General features: G+C 62.6%; 23 protein-coding genes and 2 pseudogenes. 7 read left to right on the top strand and 18 right to left on the bottom strand.

What is annotated here, in order from left to right; translation table 11 throughout:
• Nucleotides 1–15: 15 nt before the first annotated feature.
• The 5 genes from ACF8E5_RS08630 to ACF8E5_RS08610 all read left to right on the top strand — a co-directional run bounded on the left by ACF8E5_RS08630 (nucleotide 16) and on the right by ACF8E5_RS08610 (nucleotide 7,147).
• Nucleotides 16–1,737 (top strand): glucan biosynthesis protein G, encoded by a 1,722-nt coding sequence (locus tag ACF8E5_RS08630; RefSeq protein WP_392475152.1) that lies wholly within the window; start codon nucleotides 16–18, stop codon nucleotides 1,735–1,737.
• Nucleotides 1,730–4,303: a glucans biosynthesis glucosyltransferase MdoH gene (gene mdoH / locus ACF8E5_RS08625; protein WP_196186588.1), complete on the top strand. Its 2,574-nt coding sequence runs from the start codon at nucleotides 1,730–1,732 to the stop codon at nucleotides 4,301–4,303. Before ACF8E5_RS08630 ends, mdoH begins: the two co-directional genes overlap by 8 nt.
• A gap of 242 nt (nucleotides 4,304–4,545) precedes the next feature.
• Nucleotides 4,546–5,346, top strand: coding sequence for a transporter substrate-binding domain-containing protein (locus ACF8E5_RS08620; protein WP_023533017.1), 801 nt, complete (start codon nucleotides 4,546–4,548; stop codon nucleotides 5,344–5,346).
• A gap of 111 nt (nucleotides 5,347–5,457) precedes the next feature.
• Nucleotides 5,458–6,420, top strand: a complete 963-nt coding sequence (locus ACF8E5_RS08615) for an amino acid ABC transporter permease (protein WP_058639867.1) — start codon at nucleotides 5,458–5,460, stop codon at nucleotides 6,418–6,420.
• Nucleotides 6,413–7,147, top strand: a complete 735-nt coding sequence (locus ACF8E5_RS08610) for an amino acid ABC transporter ATP-binding protein (protein ID WP_196186595.1) — start codon at nucleotides 6,413–6,415, stop codon at nucleotides 7,145–7,147. The genes ACF8E5_RS08615 and ACF8E5_RS08610 overlap by 8 nt, the downstream gene beginning before the upstream one ends.
• Nucleotides 7,148–7,216: 69 nt before the next feature.
• Here ACF8E5_RS08610 and ACF8E5_RS08605 read toward each other — a convergent pair whose 3' ends face one another.
• The 13 genes and pseudogenes from ACF8E5_RS08605 to ubiE all read right to left on the bottom strand — a co-directional run bounded on the left by ACF8E5_RS08605 (nucleotide 7,217) and on the right by ubiE (nucleotide 17,480).
• Entirely contained in the window at nucleotides 7,217–7,921 is a 705-nt protein-coding gene (locus ACF8E5_RS08605; RefSeq protein ID WP_392475195.1) for a methyl-accepting chemotaxis protein, read from the bottom strand.
• Between the two features lie 198 nt (nucleotides 7,922–8,119).
• A pseudogene (locus ACF8E5_RS08600) lies at nucleotides 8,120–9,160 on the bottom strand (methyl-accepting chemotaxis protein); the annotation flags it as partial.
• Between the two features lie 278 nt (nucleotides 9,161–9,438).
• Nucleotides 9,439–10,302, bottom strand: a complete 864-nt coding sequence (locus ACF8E5_RS08595) for a methyl-accepting chemotaxis protein (protein ID WP_392475194.1) — start codon at nucleotides 10,300–10,302, stop codon at nucleotides 9,439–9,441.
• A pseudogene (locus ACF8E5_RS08590) lies at nucleotides 10,294–11,238 on the bottom strand (methyl-accepting chemotaxis protein); the annotation flags it as partial. The pseudogene ACF8E5_RS08590 and the gene ACF8E5_RS08595, both read right to left, overlap by 9 nt.
• A gap of 215 nt (nucleotides 11,239–11,453) precedes the next feature.
• The gene (locus tag ACF8E5_RS08585; protein ID WP_392475151.1) at nucleotides 11,454–12,161 is read right to left on the bottom strand and encodes a 16S rRNA (uracil(1498)-N(3))-methyltransferase; all 708 of its coding nucleotides are present in this window, start codon (nucleotides 12,159–12,161) and stop codon (nucleotides 11,454–11,456) included.
• Nucleotides 12,158–12,946 carry a twin-arginine translocase subunit TatC gene (gene tatC, locus ACF8E5_RS08580; protein WP_058604281.1) on the bottom strand — a complete coding sequence of 263 codons (789 nt, stop codon included), beginning with the start codon at nucleotides 12,944–12,946 and terminating at the stop codon, nucleotides 12,158–12,160. The genes ACF8E5_RS08585 and tatC overlap by 4 nt, the downstream gene beginning before the upstream one ends.
• On the bottom strand, nucleotides 12,943–13,332 hold the full coding sequence (tatB, locus tag ACF8E5_RS08575) for a Sec-independent protein translocase protein TatB (RefSeq protein ID WP_058604282.1): 390 nt from the start codon (nucleotides 13,330–13,332) through the stop codon (nucleotides 12,943–12,945). The genes tatC and tatB overlap by 4 nt, the downstream gene beginning before the upstream one ends.
• A gap of 3 nt (nucleotides 13,333–13,335) precedes the next feature.
• Nucleotides 13,336–13,617 carry a twin-arginine translocase TatA/TatE family subunit gene (locus tag ACF8E5_RS08570; protein WP_023533071.1) on the bottom strand — a complete coding sequence of 94 codons (282 nt, stop codon included), beginning with the start codon at nucleotides 13,615–13,617 and terminating at the stop codon, nucleotides 13,336–13,338.
• Between the two features lie 54 nt (nucleotides 13,618–13,671).
• Nucleotides 13,672–14,007, bottom strand: a complete 336-nt coding sequence (locus ACF8E5_RS08565; protein ID WP_023532983.1) for a phosphoribosyl-ATP diphosphatase — start codon at nucleotides 14,005–14,007, stop codon at nucleotides 13,672–13,674.
• A gap of 1 nt (nucleotide 14,008) precedes the next feature.
• A complete protein-coding gene (gene hisI / locus ACF8E5_RS08560; RefSeq protein ID WP_182139345.1) occupies nucleotides 14,009–14,401 on the bottom strand; it encodes a phosphoribosyl-AMP cyclohydrolase in 393 nt (130 codons plus the stop codon).
• Nucleotides 14,402–14,473: 72 nt separating this feature from the next.
• A complete protein-coding gene (ubiB, locus tag ACF8E5_RS08555; protein WP_058639874.1) occupies nucleotides 14,474–16,090 on the bottom strand; it encodes a ubiquinone biosynthesis regulatory protein kinase UbiB in 1,617 nt (538 codons plus the stop codon).
• Nucleotides 16,087–16,710, bottom strand: a complete 624-nt coding sequence (locus ACF8E5_RS08550; protein ID WP_196186591.1) for an SCP2 domain-containing protein — start codon at nucleotides 16,708–16,710, stop codon at nucleotides 16,087–16,089. Before ACF8E5_RS08550 ends, ubiB begins: the two co-directional genes overlap by 4 nt.
• Nucleotides 16,710–17,480 (bottom strand): bifunctional demethylmenaquinone methyltransferase/2-methoxy-6-polyprenyl-1,4-benzoquinol methylase UbiE, encoded by a 771-nt coding sequence (gene ubiE / locus ACF8E5_RS08545; protein WP_058604286.1) that lies wholly within the window; start codon nucleotides 17,478–17,480, stop codon nucleotides 16,710–16,712. The genes ACF8E5_RS08550 and ubiE overlap by 1 nt, the downstream gene beginning before the upstream one ends.
• 124 nt (nucleotides 17,481–17,604) lie before the next feature.
• On the opposite strand from ubiE, the gene ACF8E5_RS08540 reads away from it, so the two are divergent.
• Entirely contained in the window at nucleotides 17,605–17,880 is a 276-nt protein-coding gene (locus ACF8E5_RS08540) for a polyhydroxyalkanoic acid system family protein (protein WP_058639876.1), read from the top strand.
• A 54-nt stretch (nucleotides 17,881–17,934) separates the two neighbouring features.
• Here the strand turns inward: ACF8E5_RS08540 and phaZ are convergent, their stop codons facing one another.
• The 5 genes from phaZ to hslV all read right to left on the bottom strand — a co-directional run bounded on the left by phaZ (nucleotide 17,935) and on the right by hslV (nucleotide 23,207).
• Nucleotides 17,935–18,747, bottom strand: a complete 813-nt coding sequence (phaZ, locus tag ACF8E5_RS08535) for a poly(3-hydroxyalkanoate) depolymerase (protein WP_058604287.1) — start codon at nucleotides 18,745–18,747, stop codon at nucleotides 17,935–17,937.
• A gap of 62 nt (nucleotides 18,748–18,809) precedes the next feature.
• Nucleotides 18,810–20,486 carry a class II poly(R)-hydroxyalkanoic acid synthase gene (phaC, locus tag ACF8E5_RS08530; protein WP_196186592.1) on the bottom strand — a complete coding sequence of 559 codons (1,677 nt, stop codon included), beginning with the start codon at nucleotides 20,484–20,486 and terminating at the stop codon, nucleotides 18,810–18,812.
• Between the two features lie 258 nt (nucleotides 20,487–20,744).
• On the bottom strand, nucleotides 20,745–21,122 hold the full coding sequence (locus ACF8E5_RS08525) for a gamma-butyrobetaine hydroxylase-like domain-containing protein (protein WP_058639878.1): 378 nt from the start codon (nucleotides 21,120–21,122) through the stop codon (nucleotides 20,745–20,747).
• A gap of 135 nt (nucleotides 21,123–21,257) precedes the next feature.
• Nucleotides 21,258–22,601, bottom strand: a complete 1,344-nt coding sequence (gene hslU / locus ACF8E5_RS08520) for an ATP-dependent protease ATPase subunit HslU (RefSeq protein WP_058604290.1) — start codon at nucleotides 22,599–22,601, stop codon at nucleotides 21,258–21,260.
• 75 nt (nucleotides 22,602–22,676) lie between these two features.
• Entirely contained in the window at nucleotides 22,677–23,207 is a 531-nt protein-coding gene (hslV, locus tag ACF8E5_RS08515) for an ATP-dependent protease subunit HslV (protein WP_023533032.1), read from the bottom strand.
• A gap of 296 nt (nucleotides 23,208–23,503) precedes the next feature.
• Here hslV and ACF8E5_RS08510 point away from each other — a divergent pair.
• The coding region (locus ACF8E5_RS08510) for a transposase (protein WP_392475150.1) at nucleotides 23,504–23,814 on the top strand (311 nt) is incomplete at its 3' end.

Here is a 23,814-nt window from a genome sequence, read left to right as displayed (position 1 = left end):
CGGCGAGGGTTGCTCGTGATTGTTAGTCCCCAAAAAGCATCAAGAATCCCCGGCGTCAGGCTACGCAAGGCGCTGATGGCCAGCATGGCAATCGTTGGCCTGATGAGCGCGGGCCAGCTGTGGGCATTCAATCTTGACGATGTTGCCGCCAAGGCAAAGGATCTGGCCGGCCAGAAGTACGAAGCGCCCAAAAGCAACCTGCCGGCCGTTTTCCGCGACATGAAGTTCGCGGACTACCAGAAGATCCATTTCCTGCAGGAAAAGGCCGAGTGGGCCAACGACAAGACGCCGTTCAAGCTGTCGTTCTACCACCAGGGCATGCATTTCGATACGCCGGTGAAAATCAACGAAGTCACCGCCACCAAGGTCCAGGAAATCAAGTACGACCCGAGCCGCTTCGAGTTCGGCGACGTGCCGCATGATGCCGATGCCACCAAGAACCTGGGCTATGCGGGCTTCCGCGTGCTGTACCCGATCAACAAGGCCGACAAGCAGGACGAAATCATGACCCTGCTTGGCGCCAGCTATTTCCGCGTCGTTGGCAAGGGCCATGTCTATGGCCTGTCGGCCCGTGGCTTGGCCATCGACACGGCGCTGCCCTCGGGCGAAGAATTCCCACGGTTCACCGAGTTCTGGGTCGAGAAGCCGCAGCCGGCCGACAAGCACCTGGTGATCTACGCGCTGCTGGACTCGCCGCGCTCAACCGGTGCCTACAAGCTCACCCTGCGTCCTGGCAACGACACGGTCGTTGACGTGCAGTCGCGCGTGTACCTGCGCGATCACGTCAGCCGCCTGGGCGTAGCGCCGTTGACCAGCATGTACCTGTTCGGCCCGAACCAGCCGTCCAAGGTCCTCAACTACCGCCCAGCGCTGCACGATTCCGAAGGCTTGTCCATCCATACCGGCAACGGCGAGTGGCTGTGGCGCCCGCTGAACAACCCCAAGCATCTGTCGGTCAGCAACTTCAGCGTCGAGAACCCGCGCGGGTTTGGTCTGATGCAGCGCCAGCGCGCCTTCAGCGACTATGAAGACCTGGACGATAACTACCAGAAGCGCCCAAGTGCCTGGATCGAACCCAAAGGCGACTGGGGCAAGGGGACCGTCGACCTGGTGGAAATCCCGACGGCCGACGAAACCAACGACAACATCGTTGCCTTCTGGAGCCCGGAAAAGCTGCCCGAGCCTGGCGAAGCGGCCGAGTTCGCCTACCGCCTGCACTGGACCATCGACGAGCCCAAGTTCCAGGCGCCTGAGTTGGGCTGGGTCAAGCAGACCCTGCGCTCCACCGGTGACGTCAAGCAGTCCAACCTGATCCGCCAGCCTGATGGCAGCGTGGCGTTCCTGGTCGACTTCGCAGGCCCGGCCCTGGCCGCCTTGCCTGAAGACACCCCGGTGCGCAGCCAGATCAGCGTGGGCGACAACGGTGAGGTGGTCGAGAACAACCTGCGCTACAACCCTGAAACCAAGGGCTGGCGCCTGACCCTGCGCCTGAAGGTCAAGGAAGCCAACAAGTCGACTGAAATGCGTGCAGCGCTGGTACGTGATGTGCCGGTAGAGGCGCCAGCGCCTGCCAAGGACGCCAAGCAGGACAAGGCGTCTGCCAAGCATGCCAAGGCCGAGAAGACCGTCAAGGCCGAACAACCTGCCGCCGACGCGGCGCCCACTGCCGGGGCTGCGGCCACCACCGAAAAGGTGCTGACCGAAACCTGGACCTATCAGTTGCCTGCCGATGAGTAATCCGAGCCCAAGGCCGGTATCGCTTGGCGAATACCTGGCCCACCTTCCACTGAGCGATGAGCAGCGCGCGGAACTTGCCACTTGCACATCGTTCAGCGAACTGCACCAGCGCCTGGCGGCCACCTCGCCCGCCAGCCCAGCCGAGGCCGTGCAGGCCTCGGTGGGCTCGCGCCTGACGGTCGGCACCGCCGGCGAACTGGAAGAGGCCGAAATGCTCGGTGTGGACGGTAACGGGCGCCTGTGCCTGAAGATCGCGCCGCCCATCACGCGTACCAAGGTCGTGCCCGAACCATGGCGTACCAACCTGCTGGTGCGGGCATGGCGGCGCCTGACCGGGCGTACCAACGTACCGCAGCCACCCAAGCGTGAGTTGCCGGCGGCCCGCTGGCGTACTGTCGGTTCGATCCGCCGATACATCCTGTTGGCACTGATGATCGGGCAGACCTTGGTCGCTGGCTGGTACATGAAGAGCATCCTGCCCTACCAGGGCTGGTCGTTTGTCGATCTGGACGAAATCTTCGCCCAGCCGATCTGGGATACGGTGGTGCAGGTATGGCCGTACGCCTTGCAGACGTCCATCCTGATTCTCTTCGGGATTCTGTTCTGCTGGGTGTCGGCCGGCTTCTGGACAGCCCTGATGGGCTTCCTCGAGCTGCTGACCGGGCGCGACAAGTACAAGATTTCCGGCAGCAGTGCCGGCAACGAACCCATCGCGCCAGACGCACGGACCGCGCTGGTCATGCCGATCTGCAACGAAGACGTGCCGCGGGTGTTCGCAGGCCTGCGTGCAACGTTCGAGTCGGTGGCAGCCAGCGGTAACCTGGACCGCTTCGACTTCTTTGTGCTCAGCGACACCAACGACACCGACATTGCCGTTGCCGAGCAACAGGCATGGCTGGACGTGTGCCGTGAAACCAAGGGGTTCGGCCGTATCTTCTACCGCCGTCGCCGGCGTCGGGTGAAGCGCAAAAGCGGTAACCTCGACGACTTCTGCCGCCGCTGGGGCAGCGAGTACAAGTACATGGTGGTGCTGGACGCCGACAGCGTCATGAGCGGCGAATGCCTGAGCAGCCTGGTGCGCCTGATGGAGGCCAACCCTGATGCCGGCATCATCCAGACCGGGCCCAAGGCGTCGGGTATGGATACCCTGTATGCACGCATGCAGCAGTTCGCCACGCGCGTATACGGCCCATTGTTCACGGCCGGCCTGCATTTCTGGCAGCTGGGCGAGTCGCACTACTGGGGGCACAATGCGATCATCCGCATGAAGCCGTTCATCGAACACTGCGCATTGGCGCCATTGCCAGGCAAGGGTGCGTTCGCTGGGGCCATTCTCTCCCACGATTTCGTCGAAGCCGCGCTCATGCGCCGTGCCGGTTGGGGGGTATGGATCGCCTATGACTTGCCGGGCAGCTATGAAGAACTGCCGCCCAACCTGCTCGACGAACTCAAGCGCGACCGTCGCTGGTGCCATGGCAACCTGATGAACTTCCGGCTGTTCCTGGTCAAGGGCATGCACCCGGTGCACCGTGCCGTGTTCCTGACGGGTGTCATGTCCTACCTGTCTGCGCCGTTGTGGTTCCTGTTCCTGGTGCTGTCGACCGCGTTGCTGGCGACCAACACCTTGATGGAGCCCCAGTACTTCATCGAGCCGTACCAGCTGTACCCGCTGTGGCCTCAATGGCACCCGGAAAAAGCCGTGGCGTTGTTCTCCACCACCATCGTGCTGCTGTTCCTGCCCAAACTGCTCAGCGTCATCCTGATCTGGGCAAAGGGCGCGGTGGAGTACGGTGGGCGGATCAAGGTCACCTTGTCGATGCTCATGGAAATGCTGTTCTCCATGTTGCTGGCTCCGGTGCGCATGATCTTCCACACCCGCTTCGTGCTCGCCGCATTCCTGGGCTGGGCCGCCACCTGGAACTCTCCCCAGCGCGACGATGACTCCACGCCCTGGAGCGAGGCGGTCAAGCGCCATGGTCCGCAAACCTTGCTGGGCGTGGGATGGGCAGGCCTGGTAGCCTGGCTGAACCCCAGCTTCCTGTGGTGGCTGACGCCGATCGTGGGCTCGTTGATGCTGTCCATCCCGGTCTCGGTCATTTCCAGCCGTACCCGCCTGGGTCTGGCCGCCAAGGACGAGAAGCTGTTCCTGATTCCTGAGGAGTACGCCACGCCGCAAGAGCTGCTGGCCACGGACCAGTACACCCACGAGAACCGCTGGCACGCCCTGCGCGACGGTTTTGTGCGCGCTGTTGTGGACCCGCGGCAGAATGCCCTGGCGTGCGCCATGGCCACTGCCCGGCACGGTCAGGCAGCACCCATCGAGGCCATGCGGGCCGAACGTATCGCCAAAGCCCTGGAAGTCGGCCCCCATGGGCTCGACCTCGGCACGCGCCTGGCATTGCTGAGCGATCCCGTTGCGCTGACCCGCCTGCACGACCAAGTATGGTCGCAGCAGCACGCGGCATGGATCGATGCCTGGCGCGCTTCGATCAAGAGCGACCCGCATTCGCCGTTGTTACCGCTGCATCCTGAACAGGAAGGCCAACCGGCGCTCGCAGGCTCTTGACCTGCGCCATACGCGGGCCAGCCCGTTCTGACCTGCCCTGCAGCCGAGGGTTGCAGGGTCAGGCCGGAGCGGGTTGGCCCGCGACGCTTTCGCCCTTCTGGCCGATTTAGGCCAACAAAGTCCCCCCCGATGCTATATCGCCAGCGCGCCATGCGTTAGCATCCCTCTCCGATAGCTCACGGCGGCCCGCAAGGCCGTACCAATAAGAAAACGCGCTACTTCTACTTTCAGGGGACTTGGTGATGTTCAAGAAATACCTTTCGCGGCTGCTGGTGGGCATGACCGCTCTGGTAGCGGTGTCCGCTGCCCAGGCCGGGGCCATTGACGAGGCCGTCAAGCGTGGCACGCTGCGTGTGGGCATGGACCCGACCTACATGCCGTTCCAGATGACCAACAAGCGTGGCGAGATCATCGGCTTCGAGGTCGACATCCTCAAGGCCATGGCCAAGTCAATGGGCGTCAAGTTCGAAGCGGTATCCACCGCTTATGACGGCATCATTCCCGCCCTGCTGACCGACAAGTTCGACATGATCGGCAGCGGCATGACCCTGACCCAGGAGCGCAACCTGCGCCTGAACTTCAGCGAACCCTTCATCGTCGTGGGCCAGACCCTGCTGATCCGCAAGGACCTGGCCGGCGAGATCAAGTCGTACAAGGACCTGAACAACGAGAAGTATCGCCTGACCTCCAAGCTGGGGACCACCGGCGAGATGGTGTCCAAGAAGCTGATCGGCAAAGCCAAGTACCACGGCTATGACAATGAGCAGGAAGCGGTCATGGATGTGGTCAACGGCAAGGCGGATGCCTTTGTCTATGACGCTCCTTATAACGTAGTGGCCGTCGAGAAGGCCGGTGCGGGCAAGCTGCTGTTCCTCGAAGAACCCTTCACCTACGAGCCGCTGGCCTTCGGCCTGAAGAAAGGCGACTACGACAGCATCAACTTCATCAACAACTTCCTGCACCAGATCAAGCATGACGGGACCTACGATCGTATTCACGACAAGTGGTTCAAGAACAAGGACTGGCTCAAGGACATGGAATAAAAGGCACCTTCAGGCCGCAAGCTGCAGGCCGCAGCCAGTGACCGACCTTACGGGATCGGCCATAGGCTGCGGCTTGTGGCTTGCGGCCTGCCGTTTTCCGGAGTATCCAACGTGATCAAACACAAGAAGGCCCAGTGGCCCTGGCATGGGCTGACTGCACTGGTCCTGGTAGGCCTGGCCGTCAGCCTGTACATGGCCACCTCGATGATTTCCTACGAGTGGCGCTGGAACCGCGTCCCTCAGTATTTCGCCTATCAGGCCGAGGACGTACAGCGCGCGAGCGACTACGGCACCGTGCAGGAAGTCGTCATCACCGGGGATGAAGCCCGCGTCACCTTGAAGGATGAAAGCGGGGCGCTTCAGGTCCTGGACGTGGCCAAGGACAGCCTGCAACTGAGCCGCGGCGACGATGTGGCCGAAGGGGACCAGATAGGGGTGACCCGGCACTGGGCCGCAGGGCCACTGGCTTGGGGGTTGTGGACCACACTGTGGATTTCGGTGGTTTCCGGTGCGCTGGGGCTGCTGATCGGGCTGTTTGCCGGCCTGTGCCGGTTGTCGACCAACCCCACGCTGCATGACCTGTCGACCGTCTATGTCGAGCTGGTGCGCGGCACGCCGCTGCTGGTTCAGATCTTCATCTTCTACTTCTTCATCGGCACGGTCCTGAACCTGTCGCGGGAGTTTGCCGGTGTAGCCGCCCTGGCGCTGTTCACAGGTGCCTATGTGGCGGAAATCGTGCGTGCCGGCGTGCAGTCCATCGCTAAGGGGCAGAACGAAGCTGCGCGCTCGCTGGGCCTCAATGCCGGGCAGTCGATGCGTCATGTGATACTGCCCCAGGCGTTCAAGCGTGTACTGCCGCCGTTGGCTGGTCAGTTCATCAGCCTGGTCAAGGACACCTCGCTGGTGTCGGTGATCGCCATTACCGAACTGACGAAAAGCGGACGGGAAGCCATCACCACGTCGTTCTCGACCTTCGAGATCTGGTTCTGCGTGGCAGGCTTGTACCTGCTGATCAACCTGCCGCTGTCGCACATTGCCAGCCGGCTCGAGCGGAGGCTTGCGCAAAGTGATTGAAGTCCGTGACCTACTCAAGGTATTCGACACCCGTGGCCATGTGGTGCGGGCGGTCGACAACGTCACCACGCACGTGGCAAAAGGCGAAGTAGTCGTGGTCCTCGGCCCTTCGGGCTCGGGCAAGTCGACCTTCTTGCGTTGCCTCAACGGCCTGGAGCACTTCGACGAGGGCCATGTGGCCATCGCCGGCCTGGATCTGGCGCACCCCAAGACCGACATCAACGCCTACCGCCGCGAAGTCGGGATGGTGTTCCAGCATTTCAACCTGTTTCCGCACATGACCGTGCTGGAAAACCTGTGTCTGGCACAGAAGGTGGTGCGCAAGCGCAACAAGGCCGACCGCGAAGCCAAGGCCCGGGCCTTGTTGCAAAAGGTGGGGATCGCGGAGAAAGCCAACGAGTATCCGTCGCGGTTGTCGGGCGGTCAGCAGCAACGGGTCGCGATTGCCCGCGCGTTGGCCATGGACCCGAAAGTGATGCTGTTCGACGAGCCCACCTCGGCGCTGGACCCGGAAATGGTAGGGGAGGTGCTGGATGTGATGAAGACCCTGGCCCTGGAGGGCATGACCATGGTCTGTGTCACCCACGAAATGGGCTTTGCCCGTGAAGTGGCCGATCGCGTGCTGTTCTTCGACCATGGCAAGCTGCTGGAAGACTCATCGCCCGCCGAGTTCTTCGCCGCCCCGAAAGATCCGCGTGCGCAGGCATTTTTGCGGCAAGTGCTCTGAACGTGAAGGCTACCCACCCGCAGTGGGTAGCCTTCGGATTGTGAGCTACAGGGCTCCCAAGCCAAGCGCTCAGATGTTGAACCGCCTTACCATACCCCGCAGCTGCTGCCCCAACTGTTCCAGCTCACCACTGGATGCTGCAGTCTGTTCGCTGGCTGCACTGGTCTGATCGGACGCATCACGCACATTCAACACGCTGCGATTGATCTGTTCGGCCACCACGCTCTGCTGTTCGCTGGCAGTGGCGATCTGCTGGTTCATACCCTGGATGCTCGAGACCGTCCCGGTGATCTGGCTCAGCGCATCGCCTGCCTTGCGGCTCAATTCCACGCTTTGCTCGGTAAGGTTCTTGCTGCTGTCCAGCAAGCGCGTAACTTCGTCGGTGCCGTTGTGCAGGCTGTCGATCAGTTGACCGATTTCTTCCGTGGCGGTGGAGGTGCGTTGGGCCAGGCCGCGCACTTCGTCGGCCACCACCGCGAAGCCCCGCCCGGCTTCACCCGCCCGTGCCGCCTCGATCGCGGCGTTGAGCGCCAGCAGGTTGGTCTGTTCGGAGACAGACTTGATCACGTCCAGAATACTGCCGATGCGCTGACTCTCGCCGGCCAGGTGCTGCATGGCTGCCAGGCAATGGTCCATCTGCCCGGACAACTGTTCGATACGCCCAATGGCTTCGGTCACCACCTGATCGCCCACCTGCGCCTGCTGGTCGGCATTGGTGGCGGCCATCGATGCCTGCTCTGCATTTTGCGCCACCTCCTGGACCGTGGCGCTCATCTGGTTCATGGCAGTGGCGACCTGGTCGGTCTCCTCTCGCTGCTGGTTGATGCGCACCTTGGTGTCTTCGCTGCTGGAGGCCAATTGCGACGCGGCTTGCGAGAGTTGCCCGACACCGTGGTCGATGCCGCCGATCAGTTCGCGCAAGCTTATTGTCATTTCACGCATGCTGGCCTGCAGCTTGCCCATCTCGTCGCGGCGCTGCACCGGCTCGACCTGGCTCAGATCCCCTTTGGCGATACGCGCAGCTACCTCCAGGGTCTGGCGCAGCGGTTGGGTGATCTGCAATGTGATCAGCCACCCGGCGACCACGCCGACCAACAGCGCCAGCAGTGCCACGGTGGTCAACAGCGAGCGGGCGGCCAGTGCTTCCCTGTCGCGCTGTTCGACCTTGCGCTTGCCAAGTTCCAGGCTCACCGAGCGTAACTCGTCGCCGCGGCGCTCCATGGTGTTCTGCAGCTGCTCCGCCTTGACGGCAACTTGGCGGTATTGATCCAAGGTGGCACGGTATCGGGCCAATTCGGTGCCTGGTTGCTCGATCACGGCGCGCGGCAGCCCGAGAGGCGCCAGGCCTTTGACCAGCTGAGCCAGGCTAGTGCTTGCGGCCTCCAAGGCGCTTTCACCGACCTTGGCGAAGTCTTCGACAGGGGAGAAAGTGTAGGCCGGTACCAGGCTCTGCTGGTTGGCGCTCTCCACATGCCGGCTCAGGGTGTCCATCATGCCCAGCACGTTGGTCTGCTGCCCATCGGCAGGCATCTTCAACAGGGCCTGGGTTTCAAGTTCATCGATGGCCGTGCTGAGTTTCTGTTCCTGAACGAGCAGAGCCTGGCGCAAGGTGGCGCGGCTGGTGGCAGTGCGCTGCAGCTCAGTGAAGTCATCGCGCAATTGCTGCAGCAAACCCAGCTTTTCGGTGAGCATCTGCCGTGATTCTTCGACGTTGCTGCGCTGCTGAAGGGTAGTGAGCCTATCGCTCAGCTGTTCGAGTATGCGGCCGATCCGCGTCTTGCTCTGCTCATCGTCGAGCACACGGTACGTGATGCGCTCGGCGCGCAGATCCTTGGTCAGGTCATTGATTTGGCCAATTTCGCTCAATTGCTGCGAACGAACGATGGCGCCGTCCAAAGCGCGCCAGCCACTGATCGTAGTGACCAGCGTGAGCAGCAGGACCACGGCGAAACCGAGGGCCAACTTGGCGGCGACGCTGATGTTGCCGAGCTTGCGGTTGAGGTAACCGAGCATGGGGATTCTCCGTGCAAGTGGAAGGAATGAAGAGCACGCGCAATACGTGCAAGCCATCCCTGCCCATCGGCGGAGGACGTGTAGGACTTGACCTGAAATCCGCGTAGGAAAATTCGGAGCGATCGGTCAGATTTTTTCGGTTACGCAGCCATAACGGCAATGCCCAGTGCGCGCCCGTTCCAGCCACCCGCGCGCGCATGAAGAGGCTGCGTAGCAGCCTCAGTCCCAATGCGCCGATTGACCGGCATTGTCATTAATCGTATCGACAGGCCTGCCCGTCAGAGTTTGAAACGCCCCACCAAGCCCTGCAAATGAGTGCCCAGGCGGGCCAGTTCGACGCTGGAGCTGGCAGTCTGTTCGCTGGCCGCCGAGGTCTGGTCTGAAATATCCCGTACGTTGATCACGCTGCGGTTGATCTCTTCGGCCACCGCCGTTTGCTCCTCGGCTGCCGTGGCGATCTGCTGATTCATCGCCTGGATGGACGAGACCGTACGGGTGATGTTTTCCAGCGAGCTGCCTGCACGGCGGGTCAGTTCGACGGTGCTGTCGGTGAGTTGCCGGCTGCTGTCCATCACGCTCGCTGCGCGCTGGGTGCCGCTTTGCAGGCCGGCGATCAGTTCCTCGATCTCTTCGGTGGATTGCTGCGTGCGTTGCGCCAGGCTGCGCACCTCGTCAGCCACCACTGCAAACCCGCGTCCGGCCTCGCCTGCACGGGCCGCTTCGATCGCCGCGTTGAGTGCCAGCAGGTTGGTCTGCTGGGCCACCGACTTGATCACATCCAGCACGCTACCGATCTTGTCGCTTTCCCCCTTGAGCTGGCTCATGGCCTCGCTGGAGTTGGCCACCTCGCTGGCCAGCCGCTCGATCTGCGCCACCGCTTCGCTGACCACACGATCGCCCTCACGGGCCTGCTGGTCGGCCATGACGGCTGCCTCCGAGGCCTGCTCGGCGTTACGTGCCACGTCGTGAACGGTCGCCGTCATCTGGTTCATCGCCGTGGCAACCTGGTCAGTCTCCACCTTCTGGTTGGTAACCCCTGCGCTGGTCTGCTCGGTCACTGCCGAGAGCTCTTCGGCAGCACTGGCAATCTGGGTTACGCCATCGCCTATGCCACCAATCAGGTCGCGCAGGCCTTGGGTCATGCGCTGCATGCTGGCCTGCAACTGGCCAAGCTCGTCTCGACGCCTCGAAGGCTCATGCAGGGTGAGATCGCCGCTGGCCACCCGTTCAGCCCCGCGCAGCGCCTCGCGCAGCGGCAGGATGATCTGGCGGGTAATCACCCAGGCTGCCAGCAGGCCCAGCAAGACGGCCAGGCCCGTGGCCAACCCCAGCAACGCCTTTGCCTGAGCGGCCGCCGTGTCACGTACCTGGGTCTGCGAGCTGGTCATGGCCTGGCTGGTCTGCATCAAGGTCACGCCTTGGTCGGCCATCTGCTGCAACGCCTGGGCGCTGGCGCTCTGCGCTTCGCCGAACTGCATCACGGCGTCGCGGTAGCCGCCCATGGCGGTACTGGCGTCGCTCAAACCGGCGGCGAATTCAGCAGGCAGCTTGGCGGGCAGCCCTCGCAACTCGTCCAGCGCCTGGTCGATGGCCTTGAGTGCCGTTTGCTGATAGTCGGCGTTGCCGCTATAGGTGTAACCACGCACCTGGAAGCGCGCTTGCTGGAGCAGGCTGTTGACGGTGACGGCATATTGGTACTGGGTGATATCGCCCGCTTGAAGCAGGCGCTGCTGGACCCGGCCCACCAGTTCGACGGCCTTGTCCGCGCTGTCCCCCAACACGCCACGGCTGGCCTCGCGCCGCAAGTTCGACTGTTTGAGCTGCGCGAAGGCTTGCTGGTAGGCCGCTACCGCATCGCGCTGCTGTTCGAGGCGCTGATGATCGGCGGGTTCGTCGATCTGGCCAAGCATCAGCTGAACCTGACGGTCCAGGGTGCCAAGCGCCTTCTCCATCTCGCCGATCGAGGCTTCGTCGCGCTGGCGTTCATAATGCTGACGGGCAATGCGCAGCTCCTGGGCGTACTGCTGGATGACCGAGATGTTGCCCAGCTTGTCACCCCTGGCCGTGATGCTGTTCATGCCGTGCCACCCGGTCAGGGTGATGATCAGTGTCAGCAGCAACACCAGGCCGAAGCCCAGCGCCAGTTTGCGGGTCACACTCACGTTGCCCAAAAGCTGGGTTAACCATTGATTCATAGAAACTCCCTGGCGGCTTGGCAGCACGATTTAGTTGTTGTTGCCAATGCCATCGGCCAGGGAAACAGAAACTTGATGGGTAAAAGCTGACCGGTTCGTCAGAATATACGTGAGAGCAAGGCCGTGACGGCCGTTTCCACCCGAAGGATGCGTGCACCGAGCTGCACCGGGGCCAAACCCGCTTTGCCCAGCAGATCCACCTCGTAGGGGATCCACCCGCCTTCCGGGCCAATGGCCAGGGTGACTGCCTGTTCTACCGCGCGAGGGCAGTCGGGATAGTCGCCTGGGTGACCGACCAGCCCAAGGGTGCCTTCGGCAATGGCAGGCAGACGGTCCTCGACGAAGGGTTTGAAGCGTTTTTCGATGATGACTTCTGGCAGCACGGTGTCACGTGCCTGTTCCAGACCCAGGATCAGGTTTTCACGGATGACGTCGGGCTGAAGGAAGGGGGTTTGCCAGAAGCTCTTTTCCACCTTGTAGCTGTTGAGCAGGATCAGGCGCGGCACCCCAAGGGTGGCGACGGTCTGGAACAGCCTGCGCAGCATCTTGGGCCGTGGCACCGCCAGCACCAGGGTCAACGGCAGCTTGGCCGGTGGCGCCTGATCGAAGCTGACGTGAAGCTCGGCTTCATGGCGCTCCAGGCGCTGCACCATCGCCAGGCCCATCAGGCCGTTGATGCGGCCAACGCGCAACGTGTCACCTACGGCGACCCCGTGCACATCCTGCATATGGACGAAACGCCGATCAGCCAATACAACCCGGTCAGCCGCGATGAAATCGGCCTCCTCCAGCAGAAGCAGGTTCACGGCTGCGTCGCGGGTGGTTGGTCTTGATGATCATCGGCAGGCTGTTCGTCGCTGCCACGCTTGCGAATCAGGCTGCCGCACAGCACGCCGACCTCGAACAGTAGCCACATGGGGACGGCCAACAGGGTCTGGGAGAAGATGTCCGGGGGCGTCAGCACCATGCCGACAACGAAGCAGCCAATGATCACGTAGGGGCGGATCTTCTTCAGGTACTTCACATCGACCACGCCGATCCAGACCAGCAGCACCACGGCCACCGGAATCTCGAAGGCTACGCCGAAGGCGAAGAACAACGTCATCACGAAGTCCAGGTAGCTGGCGATGTCGGTCATCATCGATACGCCTTCAGGCGTTGCGCTGGCGAAGAAGCCAAAGATCAACGGGAAGACCAGAAAATAGGCAAAGGCCATGCCGGCATAGAACAGCACGATGCTCGACATCAGCAGGGGTATGGCGATGCGCTTTTCATGACGGTACAGGCCTGGTGCGATGAAGCCCCAGATCTGCTGCAGGATGAAGGGGATCGCCAGGAACAGCGAAACAATCATGGTCAGCTTGAACGGCGTCAGGAAGGGCGAGGCCACGTCAGTGGCGATCATGGTCGCATTGGCGGGCAGATGATCACGCAGCGGCGCCGAGACCAGGGTGTAGATCTGCTGGGCGAAGGAAAACAACCCGGCAAAGATCAGGAAGATGACGGCAACGCAACGCAGCAGGCGGGTGCGCAGTTCGGTCAGGTGCGAAACCAGCGGCATGGGCTGGTCGTGTTCCGGGTTCTCGCTCATGGGGCTCGCGGCGGCTCGGGCGCTACAGGGGTAGGGTGCGCAGTGGCAGGGGCAGTTACATCGGTTTCAGCTGGCGTAGTTGGCAGGCCAGCAGGGGGCTGCACGGTGGCCGTGGTCACCGGAGGCTGGGCAGGCGGCGCATTGGGGTTGAGGATGCGCTTGGCCTGCTCTTCCATGTGCATGATGTGCTCGTTGTGCAGCTGGCGGCGGATGTCATCGGCGCCGATTTCGCGTTCGACTTCCATCTTGATGCTGTTGAAGCTGCGTTTGAGCCGGCCGATCCACAAGCCCGCCGTGCGGGCGGCGCCCGGCAGGCGCTCGGGGCCGAGCACCAGCAGGGCGACGAGGCCGACGAGCAGCAGCTCGCCGAAACTGATGCCGAACATAAGTCAGTCTTTCCGCTGCGGCTCTTGGACCGGTTGGGCCTGGCCTTCGATGGTATGGCCCTGGCTGGCCTGGGCAGTGGTCTGCACCGGTTGCACAGGGGGTACGGGCTGGGCCGGAGGAGGGGTAGGTTCAGCCGGCTTGGTTTCTTCTTCGTTCATGGCCTTGCGAAAGCCCTTGATCGATTCGCCCAGGTCGCTGCCGAGGTTCTTCAGCTTCTTGGTGCCGAACACCAGCACCACCACGACCAGCAGGACGATCCAGTGTTTCCAGTCAAAGATACCCATTTCGTACTCCCGAAAATTGTGTGAAGGTCACCGGGCGTCAGCCCTGAACATACATCAGGCCGAAGGCTGGCGGGCGGCTTTTTCGTCATGGCCCGACAACCCGAAGCGCCGGTCGAGCTCGTCGAGCACGGCTTGCGGGTGCTGACCCAGGGCGCTGAGCATCACCAGGCTGTGAAACCACAGGTCGGCCGTTTCATAGATGACGTCGCTGCAGTCCTTGCTGAGCGCAGCATCCTTGGCGGCAATGATGGTTTCAACCGACTCTTCGCCGAGCTTTTCCAGAATCTTGTTGAGGCCCTTGTGGTACAGGCTGGCCACATAGGAGCTGTCCGGCGCCGCCTGTTTGCGTTCTTCGAGCACGGCGGCCAGCCGGTTGAGGGTGTCGCTCATGTCAGTGTCCTGCGTCGTAGATGGCGTGCGGGTCTTTCAGGACCGGGTCGACGGTGGCCCACTGGCCGTCTGCGTAGATGCGGTAGAAGCAGCTTTCCCGGCCGGTATGGCAAGCGATGTGGCCCACCTGCTCGACCATGAGGATGATCACGTCGGCGTCGCAGTCCAGGCGCATTTCGTGAAGTTTTTGCACATGGCCCGACTCCTCGCCCTTGCGCCACAGTTTGCCACGCGAGCGCGACCAGTAGATGGCGCGTTGCTCAGCAGCGGTCAACGCCAGTGCTTCACGGTTCATCCACGCCATCATCAGCACGCGTCCGGTCTTGTGGTCCTGGGCGATGGCCGGCACAAGGCCATCGCTGTTCCACTTGATCTCGTCCAGCCAGTCTTTCATCGTCGACTCCAAAACGGGCCCGTCTGCGTCGCGGGCCTTTTGCGCTAGTGTGCCAGCCACGGGCGCGGCTGGCTATTGGCGCACGATCAGGTAAAGGCCTGCGGCCAGCATCAACCAGGCCGGCCACGCCGTGGCGGCCGCCAGGCTACCGGCCTGCAGGGCGACACCGCCCAGGATCACACCCCCGCCCAGCAAGCCGGCACCGAGCAGGCGCAGGGCCCAATGGTCGCCATTTCGGCGCTCTGGCATCTTGGGGTCGTGCAGGTGCGGTTGCGACAGTCGTTCGAGCAAGTCCCGGGTCATGTTGGCCAGGTGCGGCAACTGCTCAGCCTGGCTGTGCAGGTTGCCCAGCAAGGCCTTGGGGCTCATGCGCTGGCGCATCCAGCGCTCAAGATAAGGCTTGGCCGTGCTCCACAGGTCCAGCTCAGGGTACAGCTGACGCCCCAGGCCTTCGATGTTGAGCAGGGTCTTCTGCAGCAGCACCAGTTGAGGTTGCACTTCCATGTTGAAGCGGCGCGCGGTCTGGAACAGGCGCATCAGCACCTGGCCGAAGGAAATATCCTTGAGGGGTTTTTCGAAGATCGGCTCGCACACGGTGCGGATGGCCGCTTCGAACTCATTGACCTTGGTGTTGGCCGGTACCCAGCCCGAGTCGATGTGCAGCTGGGCGACGCGGCGATAGTCGCGCTTGAAGAAGGCAATCAGGTTGCGCGCGAGGTAATCCTGGTCTTCATCGGTGAGGCTGCCGACGATGCCGCAGTCGATGGCGATGTACTTGGGGCTCCACGGCTTGACCGTGCTCACGAAGATGTTGCCCGGGTGCATGTCGGCATGGAAGAAGCTGTCACGAAACACCTGCATGAAGAACACTTCGACGCCGCGCTCGGCCAGCATCTTCATGTCGGTGCGCTGATCGGCGAGGGTGGCCATGTCGGTCACCGGCACGCCGTAGATACGCTCCATCACCAGCACTTTGGGCCGGCACCAGTCCCAATAGACCTGGGGCACGTACATGAGCTCGGAATCCTCGAAATTGCGCCGCAGCTGGCTGGCGTTGGCCGCCTCGCGAAGCAGGTCGAGTTCGTCGTAGATGGTTTTCTCGTAATCGCCGACAACCTCCACCGGGTGCAGGCGACGTGCATCGGCAGAAAGGCGCTCGGCACCCTTGGCGATCAGGAACAGCCAGGCAATGTCGGCAGCGATGATTGGCTTGAGCCCCGGCCGTACCACCTTGACCACCACTTCTTCACCGCTTTTCAGGCGCGCGGCGTGCACTTGCGCCACCGATGCGGACGCCAGGGGCTCCACGTCGAAGCGGCTGAACACCTCACCCACCTTGGCCCCAAGCTGGGCTTCGATCAGCGCCACGGCTTTTTGCGGGTCGAACGGCGGTACGCGGTCTTGGAGCAGCATCAGCTCGTCGGCAATGTCAGTGGGCAGCAAGTCGCGCCGGGTAGACAACAGCTGGCCGAACTTGATGAAGATAGGCCCTAGGTCCTGCAGCGCCATGCGCAACCGCGCGCCGCGGCTCAGTTCCGAGGCGCGACGCGGTAGCCAGCGCCACGGCAACAGCAGCCGCAGGCTCATCAACCACCAGGGCAGAGGGTAGTCGAACAGCAAGTCATCGAGCCGGTAGCGGATGACGACGCGCTGGATGCGGAAAAGGCGGCGGAAGGCGAGCAGCTTCATGCGTTATCGCTGGAATCAAGGGATCGGGAAAGGCGCAGGATGCGCGCCTCGAGGCGTTCTGTATCGACCTTCATGGCATCGAGTTCGCTGAAGGCGGCCTCGGCTTCGCGTTTGCCTACCAGCGTACGCGATTCTTCCGCCAGATACTCGGACAGGCTCTGGCTCAGGCGTGCCAGGCCTTGACGGGTCCACCGGGTGCGCAGGCGGATGTGCCCTGCGATCAGGGCCGTGGGCACAGGGCCCAGCCACTTCTGCAACTCATGCTCCCAGTCCAGCTCCAGGTCCTGGAAAATGCCGAACAGATCGAGCAAGGCCGCGGTATCGCCGTGCAACGCCACATGGGGGCTGTGCAGGACTGCCGTCTTGTCTCGCGACAACGCCAGGTGCGCCAGGCTTGCCGCCGGCGCGCTCAACCGGCAGTCGACTTCGCCTTCCCAGGCACTGGCCAGCATCAGGCCCTGCTCGTCAGGCAGGATGAAGACCTGCATGGCCGGTTGGCGGCAGTCGATCTCGATGACCTTGCCTTCCAGCGCTGCTAGCCTTGGCAATGCCGTGCTGTCCATGCGCAGGACGCGGTTCAGGCCATGTTCGGCACTGGCGAGCAGACCGGCCATGAGCATCAGGGCTTGATCCCCCGGTGCACGGCCACGATGCCGCTGGTCATGTTGTGGTAGGTCACCCGGTCGAACCCGGCCTGCACCATCATGGCCTTGAGGGTTTCCTGGTCAGGGTGCATGCGGATCGATTCGGCCAGGTAGCGGTAGCTCTCGGAATCGTTGGTGATCAGCTTGCCGGCCAGGGGCATGAAGGCGAATGAGTAGGCGTCGTAGGCCTTGGACATCAGCTTGTTGGTCGGCTTGGAGAACTCCAGCACCAGCAGGCGGCCACCCGGCTTGAGCACGCGCAGCATGGAGCGAATGGCATCTTCCTTGTGGGTGACGTTGCGCAGGCCGAAGGCGATGGTCACGCAGTCGAAATGGTTGTCCGGAAACGGCAGCTTTTCAGCGTCGGCCTGGACGAACTCGATGTTGCCGGCCACGCCACGGTCCAGTAGGCGGTCGCGGCCGACCTTGAGCATGGACTCGTTGATGTCGGCCAGCACCACGTGCCCGGTCGGGCCCACCAGGCGCGAGAACTTGGCTGCCAGGTCGCCCGTGCCGCCGGCGATGTCCAGCACACGGTTGCCGCTGCGAACGCCCGACAGCTCGATGGTGAAGCGCTTCCACAGGCGGTGCATGCCGCCGGACAGCACGTCGTTCATCAGGTCGTATTTGGCCGCCACCGAGTGGAACACTTCGGCAACCTTGCGCGCCTTCTGGCTTTCAGGCACGTCCTGGTAGCCAAAATGGGTCGTGGGTTCGGCGTGGTCGCCTTTGCGCTGGTCGTTCATATCGCTTCACCGAAATTAATTGACGCCATTCTAGGGCGAACGAGCGGATTTGTCTTGGCGGGGTGTGCCGCCAGGCGGGGGCGGGCATAATGCCGATTATGTCTACATGTTCAGGAACACCCGCATGACCCAGATCAGCGTCGAACGCAAACACACCCTCGGGCGCGACGCCGCCCGTTCCAAGGCCCAAGCGCTGGTGGACCGCCTCAGCCGCGAGTATGACCTCAAGGCCTCGTGGGATGGCGACCGCGTCGATGTGGCACGCAGCGGCGCGAACGGCAGCGTGCACATCGGCCAGGACAGCATCCGTGTCGATCTCAAGCTCGGCATGATGATGTCGATGATGAGCGGCACCATCAAGGGCGAAATCGAGCGGGCGCTGGACAAGGCACTTGCCTGAATCTGGACACCGGCCGTTCGGCCCGGTTCGGCCGGTGATCGCGAATGGGGCGTTTCAGGTTGGCTCGGCCAGAAACTTCATGATGACCGGCGCGATGGCGTGTGGCCGGGTGATCAGAAACAGATGACCATCATCGATGATGTGCAACTGCGCATTGGGGATACGCCAGGCCAGCAGACGCATGTTCACCAGCGGAATCAACGGATCGTCATCCCCGGCAAGCACCAGGGTGGGCTGGCGGAGTTTGTGCAGCCAATGGATGCTGGTCCAGCCAAGTGCCGCGAACAGTTGCCAGTAATAACCCAGCTTGCCAGCCGAGCGTGCCGTGGCCGCGTGCTTTAGCGCCAGGTGCGGATCCCGGCGAAACCCGCCGCCATACACCAGCGGCGCGATGCGCATGACATGGGAGGGGTCTACGTACCGGCGGGGGCTGGCCATGCTCCACAACACCTTGGGCTTGCCAGGTACCATGACCGCGCCTGCGGCCGTGGCAGCCAGGATGAGTTTTCGGCAGCGCTGCGGGTAGTCATGGGCGAATTGCTGAGCCAGCCCGCCTCCCCACGACACGCCGATGACGTTGACCTGGCCGTAATTTAGCGTGTCGAGCAGCCGAGCGGCGAGCCGGGCCAGTCCTGAAAACCGATAAGGCCGCTGCGGCGTGGATGAACCGCCCACACCTGGGGCGTCGAAGGCGATGACCTGCAAGTCGGGGTCCAGTGCTTCGATGAACGGAAATATCAGCTCGAAGTTGGCCCCGATGCCGTTGAAGATCAGCAAGGGCGCCAAGGTCGACTGACCTGGACGCACGACGGTACGGATGGACAGGCCATCGAGCTCGACCGTTTTGAACACGTAAGGTGACGGCATGCGCATGGCTCCTGGAGCTGGTAAACGCCTTGGCACCGCGCAGGTGGCCACGGCGCAGGGGTTCAACGCTGGTGCACGTAGCTGCCTGGCGCAGCTTCGGCTGCAGGATGGCTGCGGCACCCCAAGTGGCTCGGTGCCTCGATCAATGCCCCGGCTCGGTCGGCCAGCCAGCCCTGCCAGTGCAGCCACCATGAATCGACGTGCCTGACGGCGTCCTGTTGCCAGGCAAGCGGATCGTCATGCTGGCCATCCCCAGCCTGAAAGCGCGCCTTCGGATTGCCGGGCGGATTGATGATGCTCTGGATGTGCCCACTGTTGGACAGCACGAACTCGACCTTGCCGCCGAACAGTCGCGCCGAGCGATAGCAGGCCTGCCAAGGCGTAATATGGTCGGCATTGCCCGCCACGCTGAAGAGGTCGCACTTGACCTGCTTGAGATCGATGGCGGTACCGCAGACGGTGAGGCCACCGGGACGGGTGAGCGGATTGCGCCTGTACATCTCGATCAGGTCGGCATGGAATGCGGCGGGCAGGCGCGTGGTGTCGTTGTTCCAGTACAGGATGTCGAACGCTGGCGGCTCATTGCCGAGCAGGTAATTGTTGACCCAGTAGTTCCAGATCAGGTCATTGGGACGCATCCAGGCAAACAGCCGGGCCAGGTCGCTGCCCTCGAGTACCCCCGCCTGCTGGGATTGACGCTTGGCCGCATCCAGCGCCTGGTCGTCGACGAACAATGCCAGCGCATTGTCGAGCGTGGCGTCCAGCACGCTGACCAGCAGGGTCAAGGCATTGACCTTGGTTTCATTACGCGCCGCTAGATGACCCAGCAACGCGGTGCAGGTAATCCCTCCTGAGCATGCACCGAGCATGTTCAGGGTCGCACTGCCGGTGATGCTCAGCACGGCGTCCACCGCCTCGCCAAGTGCCTGCACATAGGTAGACAAGTCCCAGTCACGCTGCGCCCTGGTCGGGTTGCGCCAACTGACCATGAAGGTTTGTTGTCGGGCGTCCAGACAGAAGCGCATCAGGCTTTTTTCCGGGCACAGATCAAAGATGTAGAACTTGTTGATCTGGGGTGGCACCACCAGCAGTGGCCGCTCATGCACCTGCTCGGTGAGGGGGCTGTACTGGATCAATTCCATCACCTCGTTACGGTACACGACCGCGCCGCTACTGCTGCCCAGGTCCTTGCCCACTTCGAAAGCATCCATGTTCACCTGGCGGGGCATGCCGCCGTTGTGGACCACGTCCCTGGCCAGGTTCGACAGACCATCGAGCATGCTTTTGCCGCCGGTCTCGAAGAAACGCTTGAGCGCGGCAGGATTGGACAGGTTATTGGTAGGCGCCAGCGCTTCGGTCATGAGCTGGATGACGAACTGCCCGCGGCTGATGTCCTCAGGGGGCAGGTCACTGCTGCTGATCCAGGCCTGCAGTTCATTACGCCATGCCAGGTAGCTTTGCAGGTAACGTCGGTAAAGCGGGTTCTGTGACCAGGTCGGGTCGTTGAAGCGGCGATCATCGCTGGCAGGGGCAAGGCTCGATTTGCCCAGCATCACGTTTTTCAGTTCGAGCCCGAAGGCAAGCGCGTGCTTGGCACTGTGCAGGGGCTGACGCACAGCCTGGCGCAGCACGGTCTGGGCCGTGCCCAACAGGTCCTTACGTCGAACGCCGACCATCGGGTTCAGGCCCGTGGCGCGTTGCGGGCTCTGCTGCTGATCTTCATTGTTGTTGTTACTCATCCGCGACGCTCCGTTGTCTGAGACGAGTACCGGCTGGCGTGGGTGCACCGACGTGTCCCCGATACCGCTACTCGGGTAATCCGTGACCGCGTCCTGCAGTGCTACGGACGATCAGGCGCCTGCAGCGCCATGCTGGTAAATGGCCACTTCTACTGGTTACCCGAGTTTCAGGCGCGAAGCAACCTGGCGCTGTCGTAAGCTCCTTATCATTGTCAGTTGGGCCGGCATGGCGGACGAAGGCGCGTGCGAGGGGAGCGGCTAAAGCATCAGCTTGACCACGGACTCCGAAGGGTCACGGGTCTTGCCGGCCTTGTGCAGCGCCTCGAGGTATTCAGCCCACAAGGCATCCTGCCGCAGGCACAGCTGCTCCAGGTATTCCCAGGTGAACAGGCCGCTGTCATGGCCATCGTCGAAGGTAAGTTTCAGGGCGTATTGACCCGCCGGCTCCAGTCCGACGAGGCCGACGTTGACCTTGCCAAACTGCAAAATGGGGTTGCCGTGCCCCTGGACTTCGGCGGAGGGGGAGTGCACGCGCAGGAATTCGGCGGGCAGGTGGTAGACCTCATCGGGCCCATAGGTAAGGCGCAGGGTCTTGGAGGCTTTGTGCAGGTTGATGGCGGTAGGCATGCGAGCCATGGGCGTGATCTCTGTTTGAGTTACACACCGCACGCTACCCGCTGCAAGAAGCGCTCGCCAGCTTCTTGAGCAAAAAACCTGTGTCGCCAGGCTGCAAGCGCCGCACGGGCTCGCTTGCAGCCTGGCGCAGGCCCGTTACAGGATGTAGCGGGACAGGTCTTCGTTCTGGGCCAACTCGCCCAGGTGGCTGTTCACGTAAGCTGCGTCGATCTGGATCGGCGCTTCGTCATGGGCACTGGCCAGGTCGCCAGCGCTGAACGACACCTCTTCGAGCAGGCGTTCGAGCAACGTGTGCAGGCGACGGGCACCGATGTTCTCGGTTTTCTCGTTGACCTGGTAGGCGATCTCGGCCAGGCGCTTGATGCCATCCTCGACGAACTCGATGTTGAGCCCTTCGGTCTTGAGCAGTGCCTGGTACTGCTCGGTCAGCGAGGCATGCGGCTCGCGCAGGATGCGCTGGAAATCTTCCGGCGTCAGGGCCTTGAGCTCCACACGGATCGGCAGGCGACCTTGCAGTTCAGGCACCAGGTCGCTCGGCTTGCTCAAGTGGAACGCGCCGGAGGCGATGAACAGGATGTGGTCGGTCTTGACCATGCCCAGCTTGGTATTGACCGTGCAGCCTTCGATTAGCGGCAGCAGATCGCGCTGCACACCCTCACGGGAGACATCGGCACCGCCGACATTGCCGCGTTTGGCGACCTTGTCGATCTCGTCGATGAACACGATGCCGTGCTGCTCGACCGCTTCCAGCGCCTTGGCCTTGAGCTCTTCTTCATTGACCAGGCGACCAGCCTCCTCGTCGCGCACCATTTTCAGCGCTTCGCGAACCTTCAGCTTGCGCGACTTGCGCTTGCCCTTGCCCATGTTGGCGAACAGGCTCTGCAACTGATTGGTCATTTCTTCCATGCCAGGAGGCGCGGCGATTTCGACGCCCACGGCATCGGCCACCTCGATTTCGATTTCCTTATCGTCCAGCTGGCCTTCGCGCAGGCGCTTGCGGAACAGCTGGCGGGTGTTGGAATCGGAACTGGTCTGGGCGGCTTCCTCGCTGAAGCTGCTGACCCGTGCCGGTGGCAGCAGGGCATCGAGGATGCGCTCTTCGGCGGCATCTTCGGCGCGGTGGCGCACGCGGATGATTTCCTGCTCACGCAGCATCTTCAAGGCCGCGTCGGCCAGGTCGCGGATGATGGATTCCACATCGCGGCCCACATAGCCCACTTCAGTGAACTTGGTGGCTTCGACCTTGAGGAACGGGGCATTGGCCAGCTTGGCCAGGCGCCGGGCGATCTCGGTCTTGCCCACGCCGGTGGGGCCGATCATCAGGATGTTCTTGGGCGTCACTTCGGCGCGCAGCTCGGCGGGGAGCTGCATGCGCCGCCAGCGGTTGCGCAAGGCGATGGCCACGGCGCGCTTGGCGTCGTCTTGGCCAATGATGTGGCGGTTGAGTTCGTGGACGATCTCGCGGGGGGTCATGGACATGATCAATAGGGTCCTGATACGAATGATTCAGCGTGGAAAAGCCCCGTCACCGGGACGGGGCGCCAGAGCAGCTGATCACTCGGCCAGATCCTGCTCCTCGATGGTCAGGTTGTGGTTGGTGAACACGCAGATGTCACCGGCGATGTTCAGCGCGGTCTCGGCGATTTCACGGGCCGAGAGGTCGGTCTTGTTCAGCAGCGCACGGGCTGCGGCCTGGGCGTAGGCGCCGCCGGAACCCATGGCGATCAGGCCGTCTTCAGGCTCGACCACGTCACCGTTGCCGGTGATGATCAGCGACGCATCCTTGTTGGCCACGGCCAGCATGGCTTCGAGGCGGCTGAGGGAACGGTCGGTACGCCATTCCTTGGCCAGTTCCACGGCCGCGCGAATCAGGTGGCCCTGGTGTTTCTCCAGTTGGCCTTCGAAGCGTTCGAACAGGGTGAAGGCATCGGCAGTGGCGCCGGCAAAGCCCGCGATGACCTGACCGTGGTACAGGCGACGCACTTTCTTGGCGTTGCCTTTCATCACGGTGTTGCCGAGGGATACCTGGCCGTCGCCGCCCATGACGACTTTGCCATTGCGGCGGACTGAAACGATGGTGGTCAAGGGAGAGTCTCCACGCAGCGGGGCGAAAATGCCTGTTGCAAACTCATATGGGGGTGCAAGGCGGGATTTCAACCGTGGGGGATGAACGGTTCGAGGGGGGCGGGGCTCGGGATCAGTGGCAGGGGGTGCCCAGGTTCTGGGGAAGCACCCCGAGGGGGAACGCAGCAGCCCAGGGATTTTGGCTCGCAGCGCGTATCGTTGGGGCCGCTGTGCGGCCCATCGCGGCACAAGACCGCTCCTACACCGGAATGAGCTGCGCCCCAAATGTTGGACATCCGTCCACTTTTGGGGTTTTTATGCGCAGGTATTCAAAGCAGTTCAAGCTGTCAGCCATTCAGGCCTTTCTTGATCGCGGGTATGGCTTTCGCCATGTTGCCGCACAGTTCCAAATGGATCCGACGCTCCTTCGTCGCTGGGTCGCGGCCTACCGTACGCACGGTCAGGCCAGTCTGGAGAAAACAGGCCGCCATTACAGCGCCGAGTTCAAGCTCGCCATTCTTCATCATAAATGGCGCGAAGACCTTTCGTTGCGTGCCACGTCAGCGCTTTACAACCTCGGCAATTCCACACTGGTTCGCAGTTGGGAGGAACAGTATTACAGTGGCGG

The organism is Pseudomonas sp. WSY_20 (assembly GCF_043104335.1).
Classification (GTDB): domain Bacteria; phylum Pseudomonadota; class Gammaproteobacteria; order Pseudomonadales; family Pseudomonadaceae; genus Aquipseudomonas; species Aquipseudomonas parafulva_B.
The sequence above is the reverse complement of the archived record's forward strand: the minus strand, read 5'-3'. Positions and strand labels throughout refer to the sequence as shown.